Raw genomic sequence first — 21,460 nt, forward strand, 5'->3', positions numbered from 1 at the left:
TACTAAGATGTTAGGACGAAACTCAAGATAAAGCAAAACCGCCGAGCCATTTACTTTGGGTAAGACGAAAAATTTTGCTTTACACAAATCGAGCGAAAGCATTTGTATTCAGGGAGTTTGGTGGAAGCCGGAAGCGGAGCATACTGGTGTATGTGATGACTGAAAGCAGGGAGGGAGTCGTATCCCCGACCATGCGAGAAGTTAAGCGTAGCGTATGCGAAGTAGAACCGGAAGTCCGCCAAACTCCCTGAATGCGAGCGCTTGTCGCCGATTTATTTGGGTTATGTCCCAGACTCATTTTATTGTGGGTAACTATTCCTAGCAAGACTTCTGCTACAGTTGTACGCTATTATTATCTGAAAAAATAGAAATAGTTTCTCCGTGAATTAAGCGATATGTTGTTCCTTTGAAGTTTGTTGTCACTTCAATCAGCCGTCCTTGGAAGGTAATACGGAATTGATAACTTGCCCATTCTTTAGGTAGCTTTGGTTGGAAGTGCAGGCTGCCATTTTTGATACGTAAACCAGCAAACCCGTAAACAATCGCAAGCCAGCTTCCAGCCATTGCGGCAGTGTGTACACCATCTTTGACATTGTGATGGTAGTCATCTAAATCAGTTCTTGCGGTATAGTAGAAGAATGATACAGCTTGTTCCATACGATTCAGCTCGGCTGCGATTATGGCATGGGTTGCTGGTGAAAGAGAGGAATCATGCGTTGTTAACGGTTCATAATAATCGTAGTTTACCAATTTTTCCTCCGCTGTGAAACGCTCACTTTGTAAAACCATAGCAAGAATAAGATCGGCTTGTTTTAATACTTGTTTTTGATAAATTTTCATAGGGTGGAAATGAAGTAATAATGGATACTGTGCTTCGCTTGTCTCTTCAAAAGGCCATTTTCCCTTTGCTAGAAAGGAATCATCTTGTCCAATGAGCGCTGAATCAGTTCGGTGAATGTACATGTTTTTAGCCGCCTGTTCCCATTGCTTTATTTCAGTATCCGTAATGTCAAATCGTGTGCCTATTTCTTCTGTTAATGAGGCGATTAGAAACTCTAACTGATCTTTTACCATCAAGTTAGTATACGTATTATTATTAATAAGCGCTGTATATTCGTCGGGCCCTGTGACACCATTGATTGTAAATCCGCGACCTTCGACAAAATCGCCATAATCCATATAAAAACGACTAGTTTCGATAAGCATTTCTAGTCCTTTTTCTTGTAGAAATTGCGTGTCACCGGTAACCTCAACATACAGTTTTAAGGCGTGCATAATATCGGCATTAATATGAATTTGCGCAGTCCCAGCAGGGTAATAGGCAGAGGCCTCTTCGCCGTTAATTGTTCGCCACGGGAAGAGGGCGCCCGAACAGGCCAAATCGCGAGCACGTTTTTTAGCATTAGGAAGAAGGCTGTATCGATGTTCAAGCAATTTCTTCGCTATCTCAGGATTTGTGAATACAAAAAATGGAAAAATGAAAATTTCCGTATCCCAAAAATAATGTCCTTCATAACCCTCACCAGTGACGCCTTTAGCTGCAATATTTGTCTTACCATCACGACCTACTGACTGCAAAAGATGAAAAGCATTGAAACGCAGTGCTTGTTGCAAAGCATCATCCCCAGCAACTTGAATATCAGACGATTCCCAAAAATCAGTGAGAAAAGCCGTTTGCTCTTGTAAAAGGGTATCGAAACCGAGCGAAGAAGCGTTGGTAAGCTCAGTGCATAAAGTTTCGCTATTATTTTCTGTTTTTGTCACATAGCTAATAAATTTCGTGATTTCTATTGGCTCTGAACCATCAAAATGCCATTTTTCAGACCAAAAATCGGTTTTTTGAGTGATTTCGCCTGGCATACTATGTTTGATTCCGCTCGCAATTTCTAGTTTGGAAGTACGTGTTTCCTGCACCAGCCCAAGAATGCCGTTTTCCTGTATCGTTTGTTTCGTGTGCAAAACTTGTCCAGAGAATGCCGCGCCTGCACGTGGATCTCCGTCATGCTCTTGATTGGTTACCGCGCCTTGCAGAGCCGATTCAATCGTAATGTCTGCTTGCGTGAAATTGATGGGTGTTACTTGGACTTTCAGTGCTGCGATGTGTTTTCGTGTAAAGGAGACAAGCCTAGAAAAGGAGATAGCGATTTGTTTACCAGTTCTTGCAGAAGTCCATGTGATATGTCGTTCGTATAATCCGTTTTTAAAAGCGATTTTTCGTGTGTGATTTGTTATTTTACCTGCAAATAATGAGATTTTCTCGCCATCCATTGTGATTGTTACTGGCAATGCATTGGGCACATTTAGTATAGTTTGGTGATTTTCCGCATAGCCGTAAGCCGCTTCACCATACACAATTGGCGCCGTTTCGTAAAAGCCATTGATGTATGTTCCCGGTAACGTGTGATTTTCAAGTTCAATTCCAGCTTCTTCGAGACAGCCACGAATACCAATATATCCATTTCCAACAGTGAAAATAGTTTCGCTACGCTGATTAGTAGTAATATCAAAAGCAGTTTCAGATACTTGCCAGTTTTCGATGGGATAAATAATGCTTGGGTTAATTTTTTTCATAAACACACCTCGTAAAGGAGGAGCAGACCGTGACTGGCATGCCCCTCCTATTTTAATTTGTTGTAAATGTGGTATTTGCTACAACTGATATTTCCTTACCATTAAGTGTAAGCACAACATCTTGATTCGATGTATTCAAAATTTTCGTGGATGTTTGTGTGACATGAATGATTAGCCTAGAACCTTTCCAGTAAATTGGGAAGGAAAGCTCGGTCCATTTTTCTGGAAGATGCGGATGAAGGAATAGTTTACCATCCAACATACGTACGCCACCAAAACCATTCACAACCACTTGCCAAATGCCGCCAATTGATGCGGAGTGAATACCAGCATCGCTTGATTTCATATTTTGGCCAAGGTCAATGCGACTTGCTTTTTCGAACATACTATAAGCCAATGCTTTGTCACCTAAATCAGAGGCTAAAATACTATGTGTCGCCCGACTTAATGAGGAATCATGCAATGTTTTCGGTTCGTAATAATCCCAGTTGGCTTGTTTTACTTCTGGAGAAAATTCATTTTCTAATAAATAAAGCAAAATCATCACGTCTGCTTGCTTGGTAATTTGCATATCATTTACTTGTTCTAAATTATAATCTAAGAAGAGAGCACCAACTTGTGCAGAAGCTTTGTAAGGCGTTAAATCAATAATTTTTTTCGATAAATAGGTATCGTCTTGCGGAATAACGAGCTCGTCGTTTGGTTGTGGCAAATAAAGCTTGGCCGATTTTTCTTGCCACTTCGGATAGTTGCGCTCCAAGTCCCATTTAGCAGAAAGAGAAGCCAGTACCGCTGGATTTTCCTGCTGTAGCAACTCGTAATAATGAATCGCTTTCTCCAAATTCCAGTGCGCCATATAGTTCGTAAAAGCATTATTATCCACATGTTCTTTATATTCATCTGGACCAACCACACCAGTAATTTCATACCGATCGCCCTTTTTCTCAAGACGAGATTGCCAGAAAACAGCCGTCGCAAAAATAAGCTCATAACCATGTTTCTCCATGAAGTCTTGATCACCAGTAAACTGATAATATTGCCATACCGCAAAAGCAATATCTGCAGTAATATGCTGTTCAATAAAGCCCGACCAGATTTTTGTCGGTTCGCCAGTAATAATGTCAGCGGCTCCCCAAACAGGTGTTACTTCGCCATCTTCCAACCAAGCCGACTCCCATGGGAACATAGCGCCTTCGTAATTATTTTCAGCGGCTTTACGTACAGCTCCTGGTAAAGAAAGTGAACGATATTCTAACAATTGGCGTGCAATCGTAGGATTAGACGTTGTGAAAAACGGTAAAACAAAAATTTCAGTATCCCAAAAAGCATGGCCTTTGTAGCCCTCACCTGAAAATCCTTTAGCACCAATATTCATACGATTATCGTGAGCTGGTGTCATACCTGTAAGATGATAAACCGCAAATCGAATTGCAAGTTGATCAAAATCAACGCCTTCAATATAAATCGGGTATTGCTCCCAAACTTTTTGTTGCCAAGCGCTTTGATGGGCAGTAAAAAGGGTGCTATAATCTCCAACTTGGGAGAAGGTTTCCAGCGCAGTCTCGACGTTTGCCCAGTCCTTATCACGACTTGTATATACACCAGATATTTTTTCAATCGTAATTGTTTGGTTTTTGGCGATTGTTTCTGGTTCAAATGTTGTAAAAATCTTACGGCGGTCCATAAAAATAGTGTTTTTAGGTGTAAATTCCTCGTTTTCTAAAGTGAAAGCATGGCGAGAAAAATGAACAAAATCAATAGCTGATTCGGTTGTGCGTGCTTCTAATTTCATAATTTTTTGGTCATATAGTCTGAGCACTCCTTCTTCGAAATGCTGTGTTCCAGTGTTTGTGATTTGACCATTGATTCCCGAATTTAATTTTAATGTTACATCGTTTGTGAGCGGTGTAATTGCTATTTTTTGAGCAATTACATGGAGGTTATCGAGTGACACAAAACGAGAAAAGATGATTTTGTATTCATCACCAGCTGGCGAACGCCAATGAATATCGCGCTTTAGCTCTGCCTTTTTAAGGTTCAATGTGCGTTCATAAAAGAGGATGTCGCCTTGTGTTAGTTGGAAGGTCTCGCCATTTAAAGTGAATGACATTTCTAGTACATCCGCAGCGTTAGGAAGTTCTGTAACCTCTTTGTCGCCTAAAAATTTATTGAAAGTACCTGCAATAAAGTTACCGCGAACTTCATTGGAGTAGCGTTCTTCGGTAGCAGAGCGCAATCCCATATACCCATTACCAAGGCTAAAAACAGCTTCCACTTTTCCAAGTGATTCTGGGTTAAAGCGGGTTTCGGTTACGAGCCAATTCTTCTCCTCTCCGGTCCCTTTATCGTAATTTAAAGCTTGATTATCATTTTTTAATAACATAATAGCATCCTTTCGCAATTTTAATAAATGAATAGTTAACGCTTTCTTTGTGATTCAAATTTTATACGAAACGTTTCGGAAAGTCAAATTTATTTTTAGGATTGATTTAAATAGAGTAATGGTTTAATATGATTTTTAAAGACAAATAACGTTTTGGATGTGATGCGAAATGGGGATTATTGAACAGTTTCAGCAAAGTTTGTTTTATCAGTGGAAAGCGGTTGGAAAATGGGAGCCACAGAGTATTTGGAAATCTTTTTTTTTACTTGTTGTGTATCGTGTTGATTTCATCGCTTATTCTTAGTTTTTCTAGCTTCCAGAAGACGTCGAAATTAGACTATGAGGCGCTTTTAACGGAAATGGAGCCGTTTACTTTGACGCAACAAGGCTTAGCTTATGACGGAGAGCCGCTTATTGTGCCAATTCCGGTTTTTGATACGACAATTATGATCGGGGATGTGAAGCAGCGGGCGAAGACGGATTATGTAATTATGTTGCAAGCCGATGGATTTAAGTTTGGCAAAAGTGGATTGATGTCACCGAACGCTACGCCGTATAGTAGCTTGCCGATTTGGGGGCAGCAAAAGAGTTACAAGAATGAGGATGTATTGCATCTATTGCAGGACAATGAGTCACAGCTAAGACAGCTGGCGTTTTTTTACCAATATGTGAAGGCCTTTTTGCAAGTATTAATTAGCGCGGTGCTTGTTTTTGTTATCGCGCTCGTTTCGATACCGTTTGGTAGGGGAGCTGGGGTTCGTTATCAGCAGCTTTGGATGTTCGCGTCCTACGGTTTAACGTTGCCACTTGCGATTAAAACAATCTTGAAACTGACTGGATTTTTTATCCCATATTTCACGATGATTTATTGGTTTTCAGTGATTATATTTGTTTTTCTAACAATTAACACGCTAAAAAGGAACGAAATAAAAGCTAATTTCCATAAAAAATAAGCAGAAACCATTCTCAGGTAAGACATGGATTCTGCTATAAAAAGTCGAGCGACAGCGTTTGTATTCTAAACACTCCAAGTTACTTCTATTGAGATTGTAATTGCTTATTTCGGATAGTCTTTAGAATACAGGCGCTTGTCGCTGATTTATCTGTGTAGTGCTCTAAACTATTTTGAAAGATAGGGACCGCTTGATTCGCGTACAATTAGTTCATTTTGCAAAATAAGATGGTGTGCGCTGGAAGTTTTGTTTATAATTTCTAATACAAGTTGAGCCGCGGCCTTGCCAAGCTCGAACGGGTTTTGGGCAACGGTGCTAAGCGAGGGACTGACATAACGTGTTAGCAAAATATTATCAAATCCAATAATGGAGAGTTCTTGAGGAATGCGGATTTGAAGCTCTCGTGCCGCTTGCAAAACCCCTAAGGCCATGATGTCGCTGGCGCAAAAAATTGCAGAAACATCTTGTGTCGCAAGTAGGAAGTTAAGCGCGATTTGATACGCTTTTTCTTCTTCGAAATCGCCGTAACATAGCAATTTTTCATCAAAATCAATGCCGATTTCAGCCAGAGCTTCTTGATAAGCCTTGAAACGTATTTCACTTACATAAGCATGTTTATGACCATTCATAAAGGCGATCCTTTGATGGCCAAGCCGTGATAAATACTTGATAGCTGTTTTTACGCTGTCTTCCTGATCGGACGTAACAAATCCAGTCGTACTATTTTCGATTGGGATATCAATGAGTACAGTGGGTAAATTGCTCGTCACGGCTTCTGTCAAATAAGGGTCATCTTTTTTTAAACCTTGAATGACAACGCCGTCTAAATTGCGCTCGCCAACAACTTGACTAAATGTTTTGTTACGCTGTCTTGATGTCGTCGTACTAATCAGAATCATTTCATAATCTATAGTTGCAACGTATTCACCTACGCCACACAAGACTTCAAATACAAAATTGTCTTTGACGCTTTCTCTTTTTAGATCCGTAACTAGCAGGCCGATTGTTTTGGATTTCTTTGTGACGAGGCTCTGAGCAAGCATGTTCGGGCTATATTGTAATTTCTTTGCAGAGGCGCGAATAATGGATCGCGTCTCTTCGTTTACGTCGCTATAACCATTTAATGCGCGTGAAACAGTAGTTATTGAAAAACCAGTGTCTTTCGCGATATCTTTGATTGTTGCCAAAACGTTATACCCCCATTTTTAAATTACTATTTATCCCTATTTTAGGGTATATTGGCGAAACTTACAACTCTAAACTTTTTTCTTTTGTTAAAATAAGCGCTTGACATCCGAAACGTTTTGGATTAGAATAATCTTAAATGAAGACGCTTTCTTTATAATGATAACGAAAAGGAGAGGTAAGGTATGAGAAAAGCAATAAAATTAATGGGAGTTTTAACAGCGATATGTGCATTGATGTTTACGGTGGCCTGCGGAAATGGAGATAAAGATAATTCATCCGCCAGCGGTAGCGGTAAAACATTGACGCTTGGTGTTTGGAAAGGGACGGAAGCTGAGAATAAAACACGGAAGAAATTAATTGCTGATTTTGAAAAAGAGTCTGGTATTACAGTAAAAGAGAAAGTGTACAACGATTACGAAACGCAACTTCAAACAGATTTAGTTGGCGGAACAGCACCTGATGTGTTTTATGTAGATGCGTATCTTGCGCCAAGCCTCATCGAGAAGAAAGTGCTAGCTCCACTTGATGATTATATTAGTAAAACTAAGGATTTTGATACAGAAGATTTTTATAAACCAGTATACAAAGCTTTTACAGGGGAAGATAAGGCGCAATACGGCTTGCCAAAAGATTATTCGACACTAGGCATTTTTTATAACGAGAAGATGTTTGCCGACGCTGGAATTGATCCCAACACAATCCCTACAACGGCTGACAAAATGGGTCCTTTTTTAGAAAGTTTAAAAGCAAAATTACCAAAAGATGTTGTTCCGAGCGCTTTCACAGCTGACTTAGCTCGTCAAATGTATATCGCACAAGCATCTGGTGAACCAATTCTTACAAAAGATGGTTATTCTAATCTTGACAATCCAAAAATTATTACAGCACTACAACCACTAGTTGACTGGTATCAAAAAGGTTTGATAAAACGTCCCGCTGACTTGGGTCAAGACTGGTCTGGTGACTCATTTGGTGCAGGTAAAGCGGCGATGATGGTAGAAGGCAACTGGGCTATCGCACATTTAAAACAAAACTTCCCAGATGTGAAGTTTGGAACGAAAGAAGTTCCGACAATTGATGGGAAAAAAGGGACAATGGTATTTACAGTAAGTTACGCCATGAATGCAGCAGCAAAAGACAAAGATGCAGCTTGGAAACTTATTGAATACTTCACAGGGAAGACTGGAATGAAAACTTGGGCAGAAGGAGCTTCCGTTCTCCCATCACGCCAATCTGTAGCAAAAGAAATGAATATTGAATCAGATCCGATTTTAAAACCCTTTGTAGCTGGTGCTGAGTATGCAACGCCTTGGCAAGATGGTACAACACTATCTATCGTTTCCGATCAATACAAAAACATGCTACCATCCGCATTGAAAGGTGAAATGACACTGAAAGAAGCAATGAAAAAAGCAACGGAAACAGCGAATAACGACATTAAAACGCAACTCAAAAATTAACTAAGCTGGGAGCGGCTACTTGCGAAGTCGCTCTTCCTTTTTACAAGGGGATGCGGAAAGGGTGGAAAAAATGGATACGAAAAAATCGAAACGCAAAGCGAAGGAGGCCACACAGGGTATCACCTTCATGCTACCGACAATCATTATTATGACAGTATTCACATTGATACCGATTATTTATGCCTTGTTTCTGTCATTAAATAAAGTAAGCCTAGTTGGAGAATCAAGCTACCAATTCGTTGGCTTGAAAAACTATACAAATGCTTTTCAGGATGAACGCGTTTGGATTGCACTAAAAAACACGGTTCGCTACGTTATAATCGTTGTTCCGTGCCAAACGGTTTTGGCCTTATTGATGGCCTCATTACTTAATTCGGGAATTAAATTTCAAAATACATTCCGAACAATCTTTTTCCTACCTACTCTGACATCAAGTTCAGCCTTAACAATGATTTTTATGTTTTTATTTAGTTTGACTGGACCTATTAATAATGTCTTAGTTGACCTTGGGGTGCTTTCCGAGCCAATTAATTTTATAAATGAAACGAAATTTGCGCTCGGAACAATTATGGTAATGAATATTTGGTCGACCGTGCCATTTTTCATGACAATTTATTTGGCAGGGTTGCAAGATATTCCGAAAACGATGTACGAGGCAGCACAAGTGGATGGGGCGAATGCTTGGAAACGCTTGACGAGAATCACAGTTCCTCAAATTGCGCCGATTACGAACTATGTTTTACTGATGGGCATTATCGGTTGTTTTCAGTTGTTTGATCAGGCGTATATTATTTCAGGAGGTAGTGGTGGTCCCAATAATGCTACGCTTACGCTATCACTCATCATTTATCAATACGCCTTCAAGTCGTTCGATACGATGGGATACGCTTCGGCAATAGCGATTCTACTCACTATCATTATTTTCTTAGTATCGATGCTTGCACGGAAATTAAATAAAGAAGATGTGAATGAAGAGGGAGGCGCGGCATCATGAAAATCAAGCGTTTTTGGAAAATTATTACGTATACATTGCTCATTGCTTATGGTTTAGTAACACTTTATCCATTTTTATGGGCAGTTATGGCTGCGTTCAAACCATACAGTGAAATCATAGGTGGTGGACTATCTTTATTACCGAAAAACCCAACCATTGAAAATTTCAGCTATATTTTCACGCGTGACCCGCTATTTCCAAGATGGATTTTGAACTCGTTTATTATTGCCATTTCAGGTACGATTTTAAATATTATTTTCAATAGTATGGCTGGATATGCATTGGCACGGCTAAGCTTTCCAGGACGGAAACAACTTTTCTTATTGATTTTGGCAGTTATTATGGTACCAGCGCAGATTTTGTTGATTCCAAATTACTTAATCATGAAGTCTATCGGAATTTTGGATACGTATAATGCTTTGATTTTGCCTGGTGCTATTAATTTTGGTTATATCTTTATGATGCGGCAGTTTTTCGTGAATTTCCCTAAGGAAGTAGAGGAAGCTGCACAAATGGATGGCTTAAGTCGGACGCAAACATTCTTCCGGATTGTATTCCCCATGGCGCAAGCTTCCATTGCAACACAAGGTGTATTCGTATTCCTTGGGCTGTGGAATGAGTTCATGAAGCCGTTGCTATACATTACATCTCCCGAAAAATACACCTTAACACTCGGTTTACAGTCGTTTCAGACGCAAAATGCGACACAATGGAATTACATTATGGCGGCATCCGTCGTTTCAATTATTCCGATTTTGATATTATATATTGTTTTGAATAAATATTTCATGAAGGGCGTACGTATCGGTGGCGATAAGTAAGCTTGAAAAGGAGTTTAAGATGGAAAAAATAAAAGGTATTATTTTTGATTTAGATGGCGTCATTACAGATACGGCGGAGTTTCATTACTTGGCTTGGAAGAAACTCGCAGATAAATTGGATATTGAGATTGATCGGGATTTCAATGAAACGCTAAAAGGAGTTAGCCGTACAGACTCGCTAGAACGAATTTTAGCATATGGTGGGCGCTCTGACGATTTCGATGCCCAAGAAAAAGTAGAAATGGCAGAATGGAAAAATGAAGTATATAAAGAGATGATTGAAGCAATTACACCAAACAATATTTTGCCGGGGATCGAATCGTTTTTGAAAGAATTGAAAGAAGCAGGGATTCGGACAGCTATTGCCTCTGCTTCGAAAAACGCGGAAGTGATTTTACGTTCACTTGGAATTCGAGACCAATTTGATTACGTCGTAGATGCTGCGAAAATTACGAAATCCAAACCAGATCCAGAAGTCTTTTTGAAGGCGCTGGAATTACTAGAGCTTTCTGCGGACGTGTGTATCGGTGTGGAGGATGCGGCATCAGGCGTAGACGCGATTAAAGATGCGAAGATGCGGGCGGTTGGTATTGGCGACGCTGAGATTCTTGGACGAGCAGATTTAGTACTAGCAAGCACTGCGAGTTTGCAATTAAAACAACTTCAAAATATCGACTAATAGCCAAAGACCTCTGTGCACTGCAGAGGTCTTTACTATGACTCAGACAAAAAAATGCGCCTTCACATTACTTATGGAAAAGGCGCATCATCTCAATTATTCGTATACAACTACGTCAGGAGGTAAATATGACGGATTTTTTTTGTTAATATGGTCATAAAACATAATCCCATTTAAATGGTCAATCTCATGTTGCAAAACAATCGCAGGATAACCTTTTAAGCGTAATTTTAATGGTTTGCCGTCTATATCAAAAGCTTCTACTGTTACACGTGCACTGCGCACTACATAACCTGGCACCTCACGGTCAACCGACAAACATCCTTCGCCGCCGCCAAGGCATGCATTTTCCACCGAATGGCTACGAATTTTTGGGTTGTATAAAATATGGCTATACAGGCGATCGTTATCATCGTGCAAATGAATCGCAATAAAACGCTTCGAAATGCCAATTTGCGGTGCAGCAATACCAACACCACCACGAAGTTCGTGCTCTTCGGCGATTTCAGGATCTTGACTATTAATTAGAAATTCCAACATTCTTTGACCAGTTTCTTTATCTTCATCCGACAGAGGAAAATTAACAGGTTCCGCGACAGCGCGCAAAACAGGGTCTCCCTCGCGAACAATATCATCCATTGTAAGCATTCTTTTCTCTCCTGTTCTTCATAAACTACTATTCATTTTAACAAAAAAAAATGGATATTGTGAATGAATTTTACTTAAATAGGGTATGGAACTGTAATAAAGTTTTTTGGTAAAAATAAAAACATAATAAACACGAACATTTTAATGTTATTCTCCAATAATGTTCGTTTAAATAATTTCCTATACAGTCATACAAGTTTGTGAATTCACAAACAAAAGAAGCTATTTACAAATAAAATTGGAAATATGAAGCCTAAGCCATCTTTGCTTTATTATATAACAGTTTGCTTAGATAAATGTGAATCGTAATACAGTTTTTCAAAAGCGAATGATTACTAAAAAAACACTGAAACAGCAATAGAACAAAGTGAGTTTAAGTTATTGACGAAAGTGAAAGGATGGTGTAAATTAAAAGGGAAGATTGGTGTATTAATAGTAAGGTGCTTTAAAAATATAACAGCGATGAACTTGTTCATGAATTATCACGAAGCAAGATGAATTTGTGAGAATGTTTATTTTTCACAAACTCACCCTAGAAGTTTGCGCTACATTATTGTTTTTTGCAACTAATACACGAGTCAAGCTAGGAAACTTGAGAATGAAACCGAACATTGTATTGCTTGCCTGATGAGCTATCTTTTTGCTACATTAGAAGTGGAAAAAATATCAAATGTTTGCGCATTCAATTCTTAAAATATTTCAATCCAGAAGGGAAGAGATTACACGATGGCTTCTAAAACAAAGAAGACAGTAGTAGATGTGAAAGAACAGTTTAAAGCTGTTGCTGATCAATTTGAATTGGTCCAAATTTTAAATGAAAAAGGAGAGGTTGTTAATCCTGACTTAATGCCTGACTTAACAGACGAGCAGTTAGTAGAATTAATGACGCGTATGGTTTGGACACGTGTGCTTGACCAACGTTCGATTTCATTAAATCGCCAAGGACGCTTAGGTTTCTACGCGCCAACAGCAGGACAAGAAGCGTCTCAACTTGCTAGCCACTATGCACTAACAAAAGAAGATTATGTGCTACCAGGCTACCGTGACGTTCCACAAATGATTTGGCACGGACTACCATTAACTAAAGCTTTCTTATTCTCACGTGGACACTTCGTAGGAAATCAATTCCCAGACGAACTAAACGTATTATCTCCACAAATCATCATCGGCGCACAAATCGTGCAAGCAGCTGGTGTTGCATTAGGCCTTAAGAAACGTAAAAAAGACGCAGTAGTTATCACATACACTGGTGACGGTGGTTCTTCCCAAGGTGATTTCTATGAAGGTATGAACTTCGCCGGTGCTTATCACGCGCCAGCAATTTTCGTTGTTCAAAATAACATGTTCGCTATCTCTACACCACGTGAAAAACAATCTGCTGCCGTAACATTGGCGCAAAAAGCAGTTGCAGCTGGTATTCCAGGCGTACAAGTGGACGGTATGGATCCATTAGCAGTTTACGCCGTAACAAAATTCGCGCGTGATCGTGCTGTTGCAGGAGATGGCCCAACACTTATCGAAACAATGACTTATCGTTACGGACCACATACACTTTCAGGTGATGATCCAACGCGTTACCGTACAAAAGAATTGGACGGCGAATGGGAATTGAAAGATCCGATCGTTCGTTTCCGTACTTTCTTAGAAGCAAAAGGACTTTGGAGCGAAGAAAAAGAAAACGAAGTCATTGAACAAGCGAAAGAAGAAATCAAAACAGCAATTAAAGAAGCAGACGCAACACCAAAACAAAAAGTATCTGATCTTCTTAAAAATATGTACGAAACACCAACTGCTCCAGTCAAAGAGCAACTGGCAATTTTTGAAGCGAAGGAGTCGAAATAATCATGGCGCAAAAAACAATGATTCAAGCGATTACAGATGCGCTTGCAGTAGAACTAAAAAATGACGAGAACGTTTTAGTTTTCGGTGAAGATGTAGGTAATAACGGTGGGGTTTTCCGTGCTACTGAAGGTCTTCAAGCAGAATTTGGCGAAGATCGTGTATTCGATACACCTCTAGCTGAGTCTGGTATCGGTGGTCTTGCTATCGGTCTTGCACTAGAAGGTTTCCGTCCTGTTCCTGAAATTCAATTCTTCGGTTTCGTATTTGAAGTAATGGATTCCGTTGCTGGTCAAATGGCACGTATGCGATACCGTACTGGTGGCACACGTACTGCTCCAATTACAATTCGCGCACCATTTGGTGGTGGTGTTCATACTCCTGAACTTCACGCAGATAACTTAGAAGGTTTAATGCTCAATCGCCAGGTCTTAAAGTAGTTATCCCATCAACACCATATGACGCAAAAGGTTTACTTATTGCAGCAATTCGCGATAACGATCCAGTTGTATTTTTAGAGCACATGAAACTATATCGCTCATTCCGTCAAGAAGTTCCTGAAGGCGAATATACAGTTGAAATCGGTAAAGCAGCTGTTCGTCGTGAAGGTACTGACGTTTCTATCATCACTTACGGAGCAATGGTTCAAGAAGCTGTAAAAGCAGCGGAAGAACTTGAAAAAGAAGGCGTATCTGCAGAAATTATCGACCTTCGTACAATCAGCCCGTTGGATGTTGACACAATCGTTGCTTCCGTTAAGAAAACAAACCGTGTTGTGGTAGTACAAGAGGCGCAAAAACAAGCTGGTATCGCAGCTAACGTTATCGCTGAAATTAATGACCGTGCCATCCTTTCACTAGAAGCACCAGTAATGCGTGTTACAGCACCAGACAGCGTTTTCCCATTCGCCCAAGCAGAAACAGTTTGGTTACCAAACCATAACGATATCGTTGAGCGCGTGAAAGAAGTATTGGCGTTTTAATTAGAAAAGCTGAACCAGCCCGTTTAGCTCCGAAAAACACTGAAGCGGTCGCAATAAAAACCCGTACTTGGTTTTTGTTGCGGGCGTGAAGTTTTCGGGGAGCTGGCTGGTGAAGCTAGATCCGAAGGCGTAAAACAAGACGTTTCTTGAGTTTGTTACTTTCATTTAGAACAGGCTCAAAAACGTCCTTTTATAAAATAAATCAGGAGGCTTTTAAAAAAATGGCATATTCATTTAAATTACCTGACATTGGTGAAGGTATACATGAAGGAGAAATCGTCAAATGGTTCGTAAAACCAGGCGATAAAATTGAAGAAGACGCGTCCCTTTTTGAAGTTCAAAATGACAAATCTGTAGAAGAAATCACTTCTCCTGTAACCGGAACTGTCAAAGAAATTCTAGTGGACGAAGGCGTAGTAGCGACAGTTGGTCAAGTATTGATTACTTTTGACGGTGTAGAAGGTCACGAAGACGACGCCGAAGAAGCACCAGCACCTGCTGCAAAACAAGAAGAAGCGCCAGCAGCCGCATCAGGCGGTAAAGGCATTTATGAATTCAAATTACCAGACATCGGCGAAGGCATCCACGAAGGCGAAATTGTCAAATGGTTCGTAAAACCAGGCGACCAAATCGAAGAAGACGCAACAATTTTTGAAGTTCAAAATGACAAATCTGTAGAAGAAATTACTTCTCCTGTCGCTGGAACGGTTAAAGACATTCTAGTAGGCGAAGGCGTAGTAGCAACAGTTGGTCAAGTTTTAATCACATTCGAAGGCGACTTTGAAGGCGAAGCAACAACAGCTAATCATTCTTCTACTCCAGAATCTCCAGCAGACTCAGCGAAAGTAGCAAACAATGACGCTGCTAAAGCCCCAGTATCAGGCGGAAACGGCACACCATCATCACAAAAAGATCCAAACGGTCTTGTGATTGCCATGCCATCCGTTCGTAAATATGCACGTGAAAAAGGCGTTGACATCCGTCAAGTTGCTGGCTCCGGGAAAAACAACCGCGTACTTAGCGCAGATATCGATGCTTTCCTAAATGGCGACGCATCCGCAGTTGCAAGCACTTCAAGCGAAGCGGCTCCAGCAGCGAAAGAAGAAACAAAATCTGCACAACCAGCAGCAAAAGCAGCACCAGTTGTTAGCGGCGGCACATACCCAGAATCACGCGAGAAATTAACACCAACACGTAAAGCCATCGCAAAAGCAATGGTTAACTCGAAACACACTGCGCCACACGTAACGCTAATGGACGAAATCGAAGTTTCTGCTTTGATGGTTCACCGTAAACGTTTCAAAGATGTAGCAGCAGAAAAAGGTATCAAACTTACTTTCCTACCTTATATGGTAAAAGCGCTAGTAAACACATTGCGTGAGTTCCCAGTGTTAAATACAACACTTGACGACGCAACAGACGAACTAGTTTACAAACACTATTTCAATATCGGTATTGCAGCAGACACAGATCACGGTCTTTATGTGCCAGTTATCAAAGACGCTGACAAGAAATCGATTTTTGCAATCTCAAATGAAATTAACGAACTAGCTACAAAAGCACGCGACGGTAAATTGACTGGTGAAGAAATGCGTCACGGTTCTTCTACTATCTCAAATATCGGATCTGCTGGTGGACAATGGTTCACACCAGTTATCAACTACCCTGAAGTAGCAATTTTAGGTGTAGGTCGTATCGCTGAAAAAGCAATCGTAAAAGACGGCGAAATCGTAGCAGCACCAGTACTTGCATTATCACTAAGCTTCGATCACCGTGTTATCGACGGCGCAACAGCTCAAAAGGCTATGAATAATATCAAGCGGTTATTAAATGACCCAGAACTTTTACTAATGGAGGCGTAAAAAAATGGTAGTAGGCGATTTTCCAGAAGAAAGAGACACCATCGTCATTGGTGCAGGACCCGGCGGATATGTTGCAGCAATTCGCGCAGCACAATTAGGACAAAAAGTAACCATTATTGAGAAAGAACATTACGGCGGCGTTTGTTTAAACGTTGGGTGTATCCCTTCTAAAGCATTGATCACAGTTGGTCACCGCTTTGCAGAAGCAAAACATTCCGATAACATGGGAATTACAACAGACAACGTAAACCTTGACTTCACAAAAGCACAAGAATGGAAAGGTTCCGTAGTCAGCAAGTTAACAACAGGCGTAAAAGGCTTGCTTAAAAAGAATAAAGTGGAAATGTTAGAAGGAGAAGCTTTCTTCGTTGATGAGCATTCTCTACGCGTTATTCACCCTGATTCTGCGCAAACTTATACGTTCAATAACGTAATCATTGCAACTGGTTCGCGTCCAATCGAAATCCCAGGCTTCAAATTCGGCAAACGTGTGCTTAGCTCAACAGGCGCACTTGCCCTTACAGAAGTTCCTAAGAAATTGGTTGTTATCGGCGGTGGTTATATCGGTACAGAGCTTGGCGGCGCGTTCGCTAACCTTGGTACAGAGCTAACAATCCTTGAAGGCGGTCCAGAAATTTTACCAACATACGAAAAAGACATGATTTCGCTTGTAAAACGCAACCTTAAAGGTAAAGGCGTAGAAATCGTAACAAAAGCTTTGGCTAAATCTGCCGAAGAAACGGAAAACGGCGTAAAAGTAACATACGAAGCTGGCGGCGAAACAAAATCAATCGAAGCTGACTACGTATTAGTAACTGTAGGTCGTCGTCCAAATACGGATGATATCGGTTTAGAACAACTAGGCGTTAAAGTAAGCGAACGTGGTTTGATCGAAGTTGACAAACAAGGTCGCACAAATATCTCTAACGTTTACGCTATCGGTGACATCGTTCCTGGTGTTCCACTAGCACACAAAGCAAGCTACGAAGCAAAAGTTGCCGCTGAAGCAATCGCTGGCGAAGCATCTGAAAATGACTACACAGCATTACCAGCCGTAGTTTTCAGTGATCCAGAATTAGCAACAGTTGGTTTAACGGAAAAAGAAGCCAAAGAAAAAGGCTTCGACGTGAAAGCTGCTAAATTCCCATTCGGTGGTAACGGTCGTGCCCTATCACTTGATGCTCCAGACGGATTTGTACGTCTTGTAACACGCAAAGAAGACGGCTTAGTTCTTGGCGCACAAGTAGCAGGAATGAACGCGTCCGATATCATCTCTGAAATTGGATTAGCAATCGAAACAGGCGTAACAGCAGAAGATATCGCGCTTACGATTCACGCTCACCCATCATTAGGCGAGTTGACAATGGAAGCGGCAGAACTTGCGCTAGGACGTCCAATCCATATGTAATTATAATGACGCTATTCGGGGCAACTCGGATAGCGTTTTACCCATGTAAAAAAATTGTGAAGCGACACGCAAAGTAGTATGATAAACATATAAAATAAAAGAATCCAGGTGTAAAATTGAAAAGACAAGTTGAAAAAATAGTCTTCGGTATTATTTACAGTTTCTCAGCGATCTTCTTTCTAGGTTTTATTGTCAACATCGTGCATGGTTTCATTATGCATATGCACGAAACAGATAGTTGGCGCGCAGTCTTGCGTATATTAGCAAGCCCAGTCACAGACCCCGCGATTTTCCAAGTGCATGTAGGCAATGACATTTGGTCGATGTTTCTAGCAATCATTATAAGCTACGTATTGCCAGCCTTTTTCTGTGTTTCCACGTATTTCTTAAAACAAGATTACCTAGAAACCCACGAAAACAGCAGATTTCTTCATTGAAAACAGTTTTTATGTGATTTTACATAACAAAAGGAGTAGAATGAAGACAGACCACATAAACTAAAGGGATTAGGTGAAGTAATGGGGACGTTAAAGCGCGCGTTGTTTTGGATTTTGTATGTTATATCAGGCATTTGTTTTGTGCTGACAATCTTAGCATTTATTGTTGGATTTATGCATCATTTACACGATACAGGCGGGTGGCGTTCGGTCATTCAGATTTTAGAAACGCCGATTACAGGCTTCATCAAGCTAACAAAAGGCTATATTCAAAAATCAGTTATCGAAGTCATTTTACTATGTATTGTAAGCTATGTATTGCCAACCTTTTTCTGTATCGCGACACACTACATACGGAAAAACAAACGTTTAGCTTTAGAGAACGACGATGAGCATTGATTCTACGGAGTCAGTGCTTTTTTCTTGCAATCACAATATTTTAAACCGCACACCGTTCATGCTAAAATAGAGGAGAAGCATCAGAAGAAAACGCCGCAAAAGTAAAGGGGAGGTTAAACATGGAATATAGTTACCCGCTCAATCTCGATTGGTCCACAGAAGAAATAGCGATTGTTATTAACTTTTATCAAGCCGTTGAAAAAGCCTACGAAACAGGAATTGACGCATCGGAAATAAAAGCAAAATATAGTGATTTTAAGCAAGTCGTACGCTCCATCGGCGAAGAAAAGAGTCTTGGTCGCGAGTTCGAAAAAGCAAGCGGCTATTCTGCATATCGTGTCATGCAACTCGTAAAAGACGCTACGACAAGCAAAATCAAAATGCAACCCTAGGAGGAATTTTTAAATGGATATTAGTGAAATTATTGCAGGAAATGTAGGAACAGAAGCAGGCATTCATATTGGGAAAAGCGACGCACCCGTGAAAGTATTATCATTTATTAACGTACGTTGCCCGTTCTGCCGTGAATGGCATGAAAAGTCTCGTGATGTGCTCAGCCGTTACATCGATTCTGGCCGTATCGAACTAATCGTGAAGCCTTTTGATAAGGAAAAAGAATCGTTACAACGCGGCAATGTTTTCCATCACTATCTTGATTACGCAGCACCAGAAGAAACATTGGCCATTTTAGATGATATTTATGCACGACAAGACCTTTGGGGTTCGCTAACCCTAGAAGAAGTAGCGAACTTCGCAGAGGACGAATTAGGCCTTACAAAGCAAGATAACCAAGCACAAGCAGAAAAAATCATCGCAGAAGCTAATGCAGCCAACATCCGTTTAGTGCCAACTGTTATCATCGGCGAGCATATTTTCGATGAGCATATTTCACCAGAAGAATTAGAGCAATTGATTTTAGAAGAAGTAGGGAAAGAATAAAAATATACTAAAATAAGTAGGTAAAACCATGTCCGTGGTCTTGCCTACTTATTTTAGTATATTTTGCGTTTTTAGGACAACTCAATCTCAAAGAAAAACATGTTTCGGCCCAAACGATGCAGGATTTTGACCATATTACGAAAAAATATTGAGCCCATATGGGTATATATGCTAAAATGACGATGGTTAGGAGGAAAAGGGATCCATTTTTTACTTAATTTTTGTTGAATAAATATTTTTTATAATAACTTAATAATTCAAAAAAAGGAGGTATATATTATGCGTAAAATAATCGGAATGTGCGTCCTAATGTTAGTCTTAGTTGGTGTATACAGCTATAGATCGGACGTTCGAGCAGAAGAAGTTGTGACGAAAGAACTTTATACTTTAGTAAAACCAGTAGCGTTAGACAAGGCTGGTTTGAGTCGAGGCATTTATTATGATCGCCAAGACTTAGGAATTATCATGCCGGCAGGTGAAGAATTAGAAATTAGACAGGTGGACCCGAACTATTCATTACCAGAAGCACAAAAACAAGCTTCAGTGGAACAATATCAAGAAATTTTACCCCCTTTATTAGATACAACAGCTGAAACAACAGATTTTGTTGGGAATTATTTCCGTTTTTTATTGTTAGGCCTTGGTGATAACAAATTTGCGAGTATTGACCTAGATTTAGCAAATAATAAAGCAAAACTTTGGGTGAGTGATGAGGACCCGCATGCTTACTTTGCAGATGCCTACGCGACAATGCAATTAAAAGATGAGTTTGGGAATGTTATTTACGCACAAGATTACATCGGTAATATCAGTAATCCTGCAGAACTCAATAAGACTTTCGCTGTGGAATCAGGCTATTACATTTCGGTGATGCATAGAGAAGCAAATACCCGCTTAAAAATGAAAAACACAGAATCCGACGAAACAATCCCATCGCAAATAGAGAATCATTTTAAAATCACTGCTACAGGCTTACAAAGCATTAAAAAAGAAGATATTCCAAAACCAACAGAGAATCAACTAAAATATTACGGCGACCAATACGATTTCTCCTTCTATGGTTTAGGTGATAATAAATTCGCAAGCATGGATTTGGATTTGGTAAAGGGACAAGCGAAACTTTGGGTGAGTGGTGAGGAACCGCATGATTACTTTGCAGATGCCTACGCGACAATGCAATTAAAAGATGAACTTGGGAATGTTATTTACGCACAAGATTATATTGGTAACATCAGTAATCCTGCAGAACTCAATAAGACTTTCGCTGTGGAACCAGGCTATTACATTTCGGTGATGCATAGAGAAGCAAATACCCGCTTAAAAATGAAAAACACAGAATCCAACGAAACAATCCCATCGCAAATAGAGAATCATTTTAAAATCACTGCTACAGGCTTACAAAACGTTAAAAAAGAAGATATTCCAAAACCAACAGAGAATCAACTAAAATATTATGGCGATCAATACGATTTCTCCTTGTATGGTTTAGGCGATAATAAATTCGCAAGCATGGATTTGGATTTGGTAAAGGGACAAGTGAAACTTTGGGTGAGTGATGAGGAACCGCATGTGTATTTCCAAGATTCTTATGCAACTATTAAGATTGAGGATGCGACAGGGAATGTTATCTTTGCGAAAGACTTTCTTGGTAATGTTGCGAATACTGAGTTAAATGAGACATTGCCAATAGAATCAGGTTCCTTGATAACAATTATGCACCGAGAAGCAGCAAGTCGTTTAGTTATTCAAGATGTATCAGTAGGGTCAAAACTACTAGTTAAAGAAACGGTCACATATCAAGTTACTTCGACAGGATTGCGTTTAATCACAAGTAAATAACACGGCACAAAATAATTTCAAAGAACGAGGCTGGAACATTTGGGCATATTCAAAATCC

The 21,460-nt window shown here is 40.1% G+C and carries 17 protein-coding genes and 1 pseudogene; 14 read left to right on the top strand and 4 right to left on the bottom strand.

Annotation, left to right across the window (positions count from 1 at the left end; all coding sequences use genetic code 11):
- Positions 1 to 333: 333 nt before the first annotated feature.
- Both PRIP_RS00900 and PRIP_RS00905 read right to left on the bottom strand, forming a co-directional pair.
- Positions 334 to 2,571 carry a glycoside hydrolase family 65 protein gene (locus tag PRIP_RS00900; protein WP_036098965.1) on the bottom strand — a complete coding sequence of 746 codons (2,238 nt, stop codon included), beginning with the start codon at positions 2,569 to 2,571 and terminating at the stop codon, positions 334 to 336.
- Positions 2,572 to 2,623: 52 nt separating this feature from the next.
- A complete protein-coding gene (locus tag PRIP_RS00905; RefSeq protein ID WP_036098966.1) occupies positions 2,624 to 4,954 on the bottom strand; it encodes a glycoside hydrolase family 65 protein in 2,331 nt (776 codons plus the stop codon).
- Positions 4,955 to 5,175: 221 nt separating this feature from the next.
- Here PRIP_RS00905 and PRIP_RS00910 point away from each other — a divergent pair, with 221 nt between their 5' ends.
- Complete coding sequence (locus PRIP_RS00910) at positions 5,176 to 5,907, top strand: DUF1189 family protein (protein WP_159101504.1); 732 nt, start codon at positions 5,176 to 5,178, stop codon at positions 5,905 to 5,907.
- Positions 5,908 to 6,074: 167 nt separating this feature from the next.
- Here the strand turns inward: PRIP_RS00910 and PRIP_RS00915 are convergent, their stop codons facing one another.
- Entirely contained in the window at positions 6,075 to 7,094 is a 1,020-nt protein-coding gene (locus tag PRIP_RS00915; protein ID WP_036098968.1) for a LacI family DNA-binding transcriptional regulator, read from the bottom strand.
- Between the two features lie 183 nt (positions 7,095 to 7,277).
- On the opposite strand from PRIP_RS00915, the gene PRIP_RS00920 reads away from it, so the two are divergent.
- From PRIP_RS00920 to pgmB, 4 genes are all read left to right on the top strand, one after another.
- Complete coding sequence (locus PRIP_RS00920; protein WP_036098969.1) at positions 7,278 to 8,555, top strand: ABC transporter substrate-binding protein; 1,278 nt, start codon at positions 7,278 to 7,280, stop codon at positions 8,553 to 8,555.
- Between the two features lie 70 nt (positions 8,556 to 8,625).
- Positions 8,626 to 9,549 carry a carbohydrate ABC transporter permease gene (locus PRIP_RS00925; RefSeq protein WP_036099084.1) on the top strand — a complete coding sequence of 308 codons (924 nt, stop codon included), beginning with the start codon at positions 8,626 to 8,628 and terminating at the stop codon, positions 9,547 to 9,549.
- Positions 9,546 to 10,370 carry a carbohydrate ABC transporter permease gene (locus PRIP_RS00930; RefSeq protein ID WP_036098970.1) on the top strand — a complete coding sequence of 275 codons (825 nt, stop codon included), beginning with the start codon at positions 9,546 to 9,548 and terminating at the stop codon, positions 10,368 to 10,370. The genes PRIP_RS00925 and PRIP_RS00930 overlap by 4 nt, the downstream gene beginning before the upstream one ends.
- 19 nt (positions 10,371 to 10,389) lie before the next feature.
- Entirely contained in the window at positions 10,390 to 11,049 is a 660-nt protein-coding gene (pgmB, locus tag PRIP_RS00935) for a beta-phosphoglucomutase (RefSeq protein WP_036098971.1), read from the top strand.
- 96 nt (positions 11,050 to 11,145) lie between these two features.
- On the opposite strand, the gene def is transcribed toward pgmB, so the two are convergent.
- A complete protein-coding gene (gene def / locus PRIP_RS00940) occupies positions 11,146 to 11,697 on the bottom strand; it encodes a peptide deformylase (protein WP_036098972.1) in 552 nt (183 codons plus the stop codon).
- A gap of 726 nt (positions 11,698 to 12,423) precedes the next feature.
- Between def and pdhA the strand changes: the two genes are divergently transcribed.
- From pdhA to PRIP_RS00985, 9 genes and pseudogenes are all read left to right on the top strand, one after another.
- The gene (pdhA, locus tag PRIP_RS00945) at positions 12,424 to 13,539 is read left to right on the top strand and encodes a pyruvate dehydrogenase (acetyl-transferring) E1 component subunit alpha (protein WP_036098973.1); all 1,116 of its coding nucleotides are present in this window, start codon (positions 12,424 to 12,426) and stop codon (positions 13,537 to 13,539) included.
- 2 nt (positions 13,540 to 13,541) lie between these two features.
- Positions 13,542 to 14,518: pseudogene (locus tag PRIP_RS00950) on the top strand (alpha-ketoacid dehydrogenase subunit beta).
- A gap of 221 nt (positions 14,519 to 14,739) precedes the next feature.
- Positions 14,740 to 16,380, top strand: a complete 1,641-nt coding sequence (locus tag PRIP_RS00955) for a dihydrolipoyllysine-residue acetyltransferase (RefSeq protein WP_036098974.1) — start codon at positions 14,740 to 14,742, stop codon at positions 16,378 to 16,380.
- Between the two features lie 4 nt (positions 16,381 to 16,384).
- On the top strand, positions 16,385 to 17,788 hold the full coding sequence (gene lpdA / locus PRIP_RS00960) for a dihydrolipoyl dehydrogenase (RefSeq protein WP_036086615.1): 1,404 nt from the start codon (positions 16,385 to 16,387) through the stop codon (positions 17,786 to 17,788).
- A 116-nt stretch (positions 17,789 to 17,904) separates the two neighbouring features.
- On the top strand, positions 17,905 to 18,225 hold the full coding sequence (locus PRIP_RS00965) for a hypothetical protein (RefSeq protein WP_036098975.1): 321 nt from the start codon (positions 17,905 to 17,907) through the stop codon (positions 18,223 to 18,225).
- 81 nt (positions 18,226 to 18,306) lie between these two features.
- A complete protein-coding gene (locus tag PRIP_RS00970; RefSeq protein ID WP_036098976.1) occupies positions 18,307 to 18,624 on the top strand; it encodes a hypothetical protein in 318 nt (105 codons plus the stop codon).
- Between the two features lie 119 nt (positions 18,625 to 18,743).
- Positions 18,744 to 19,016 (top strand): UPF0223 family protein, encoded by a 273-nt coding sequence (locus PRIP_RS00975; protein WP_036086617.1) that lies wholly within the window; start codon positions 18,744 to 18,746, stop codon positions 19,014 to 19,016.
- Positions 19,017 to 19,029: 13 nt separating this feature from the next.
- Entirely contained in the window at positions 19,030 to 19,563 is a 534-nt protein-coding gene (locus PRIP_RS00980; protein ID WP_036098977.1) for a DsbA family protein, read from the top strand.
- Between the two features lie 279 nt (positions 19,564 to 19,842).
- A complete protein-coding gene (locus tag PRIP_RS00985; RefSeq protein WP_036098978.1) occupies positions 19,843 to 21,402 on the top strand; it encodes a putative mucin/carbohydrate-binding domain-containing protein in 1,560 nt (519 codons plus the stop codon).
- Positions 21,403 to 21,460: the final 58 nt, after the last annotated feature.

Origin of the sequence: Paenilisteria riparia FSL S10-1204, assembly GCF_000525995.1 — a bacterium.
In the GTDB taxonomy this organism is placed as follows: Bacteria; Bacillota; Bacilli; order Lactobacillales; family Listeriaceae; genus Listeria_A; species Listeria_A riparia.

Bases quoted from the DNA above. Each gene is read 5' to 3' on its own strand.
- pgmB (WP_036098971.1), top strand. From the start codon at position 10,390: ATGGAAAAAATAAAAGGTATTATTTTTGATTTAGATGGCGTCATTACA.
- PRIP_RS00955 (WP_036098974.1), top strand. From the start codon at position 14,740: ATGGCATATTCATTTAAATTACCTGACATTGGTGAAGGTATACATGAA.
- PRIP_RS00905 (WP_036098966.1), bottom strand. From the start codon at position 4,954: ATGTTATTAAAAAATGATAATCAAGCTTTAAATTACGATAAAGGGACC.
- PRIP_RS00980 (WP_036098977.1), top strand. From the start codon at position 19,030: ATGGATATTAGTGAAATTATTGCAGGAAATGTAGGAACAGAAGCAGGC.
- pdhA (WP_036098973.1), top strand. From the start codon at position 12,424: ATGGCTTCTAAAACAAAGAAGACAGTAGTAGATGTGAAAGAACAGTTT.
- PRIP_RS00930 (WP_036098970.1), top strand. From the start codon at position 9,546: ATGAAAATCAAGCGTTTTTGGAAAATTATTACGTATACATTGCTCATT.
- PRIP_RS00970 (WP_036098976.1), top strand. From the start codon at position 18,307: ATGGGGACGTTAAAGCGCGCGTTGTTTTGGATTTTGTATGTTATATCA.
- lpdA (WP_036086615.1), top strand. From the start codon at position 16,385: ATGGTAGTAGGCGATTTTCCAGAAGAAAGAGACACCATCGTCATTGGT.
- def (WP_036098972.1), bottom strand. From the start codon at position 11,697: ATGCTTACAATGGATGATATTGTTCGCGAGGGAGACCCTGTTTTGCGC.
- PRIP_RS00985 (WP_036098978.1), top strand. From the start codon at position 19,843: ATGCGTAAAATAATCGGAATGTGCGTCCTAATGTTAGTCTTAGTTGGT.
- PRIP_RS00975 (WP_036086617.1), top strand. From the start codon at position 18,744: ATGGAATATAGTTACCCGCTCAATCTCGATTGGTCCACAGAAGAAATA.
- PRIP_RS00925 (WP_036099084.1), top strand. From the start codon at position 8,626: ATGGATACGAAAAAATCGAAACGCAAAGCGAAGGAGGCCACACAGGGT.
- PRIP_RS00900 (WP_036098965.1), bottom strand. From the start codon at position 2,571: ATGAAAAAAATTAACCCAAGCATTATTTATCCCATCGAAAACTGGCAA.
- PRIP_RS00920 (WP_036098969.1), top strand. From the start codon at position 7,278: ATGAGAAAAGCAATAAAATTAATGGGAGTTTTAACAGCGATATGTGCA.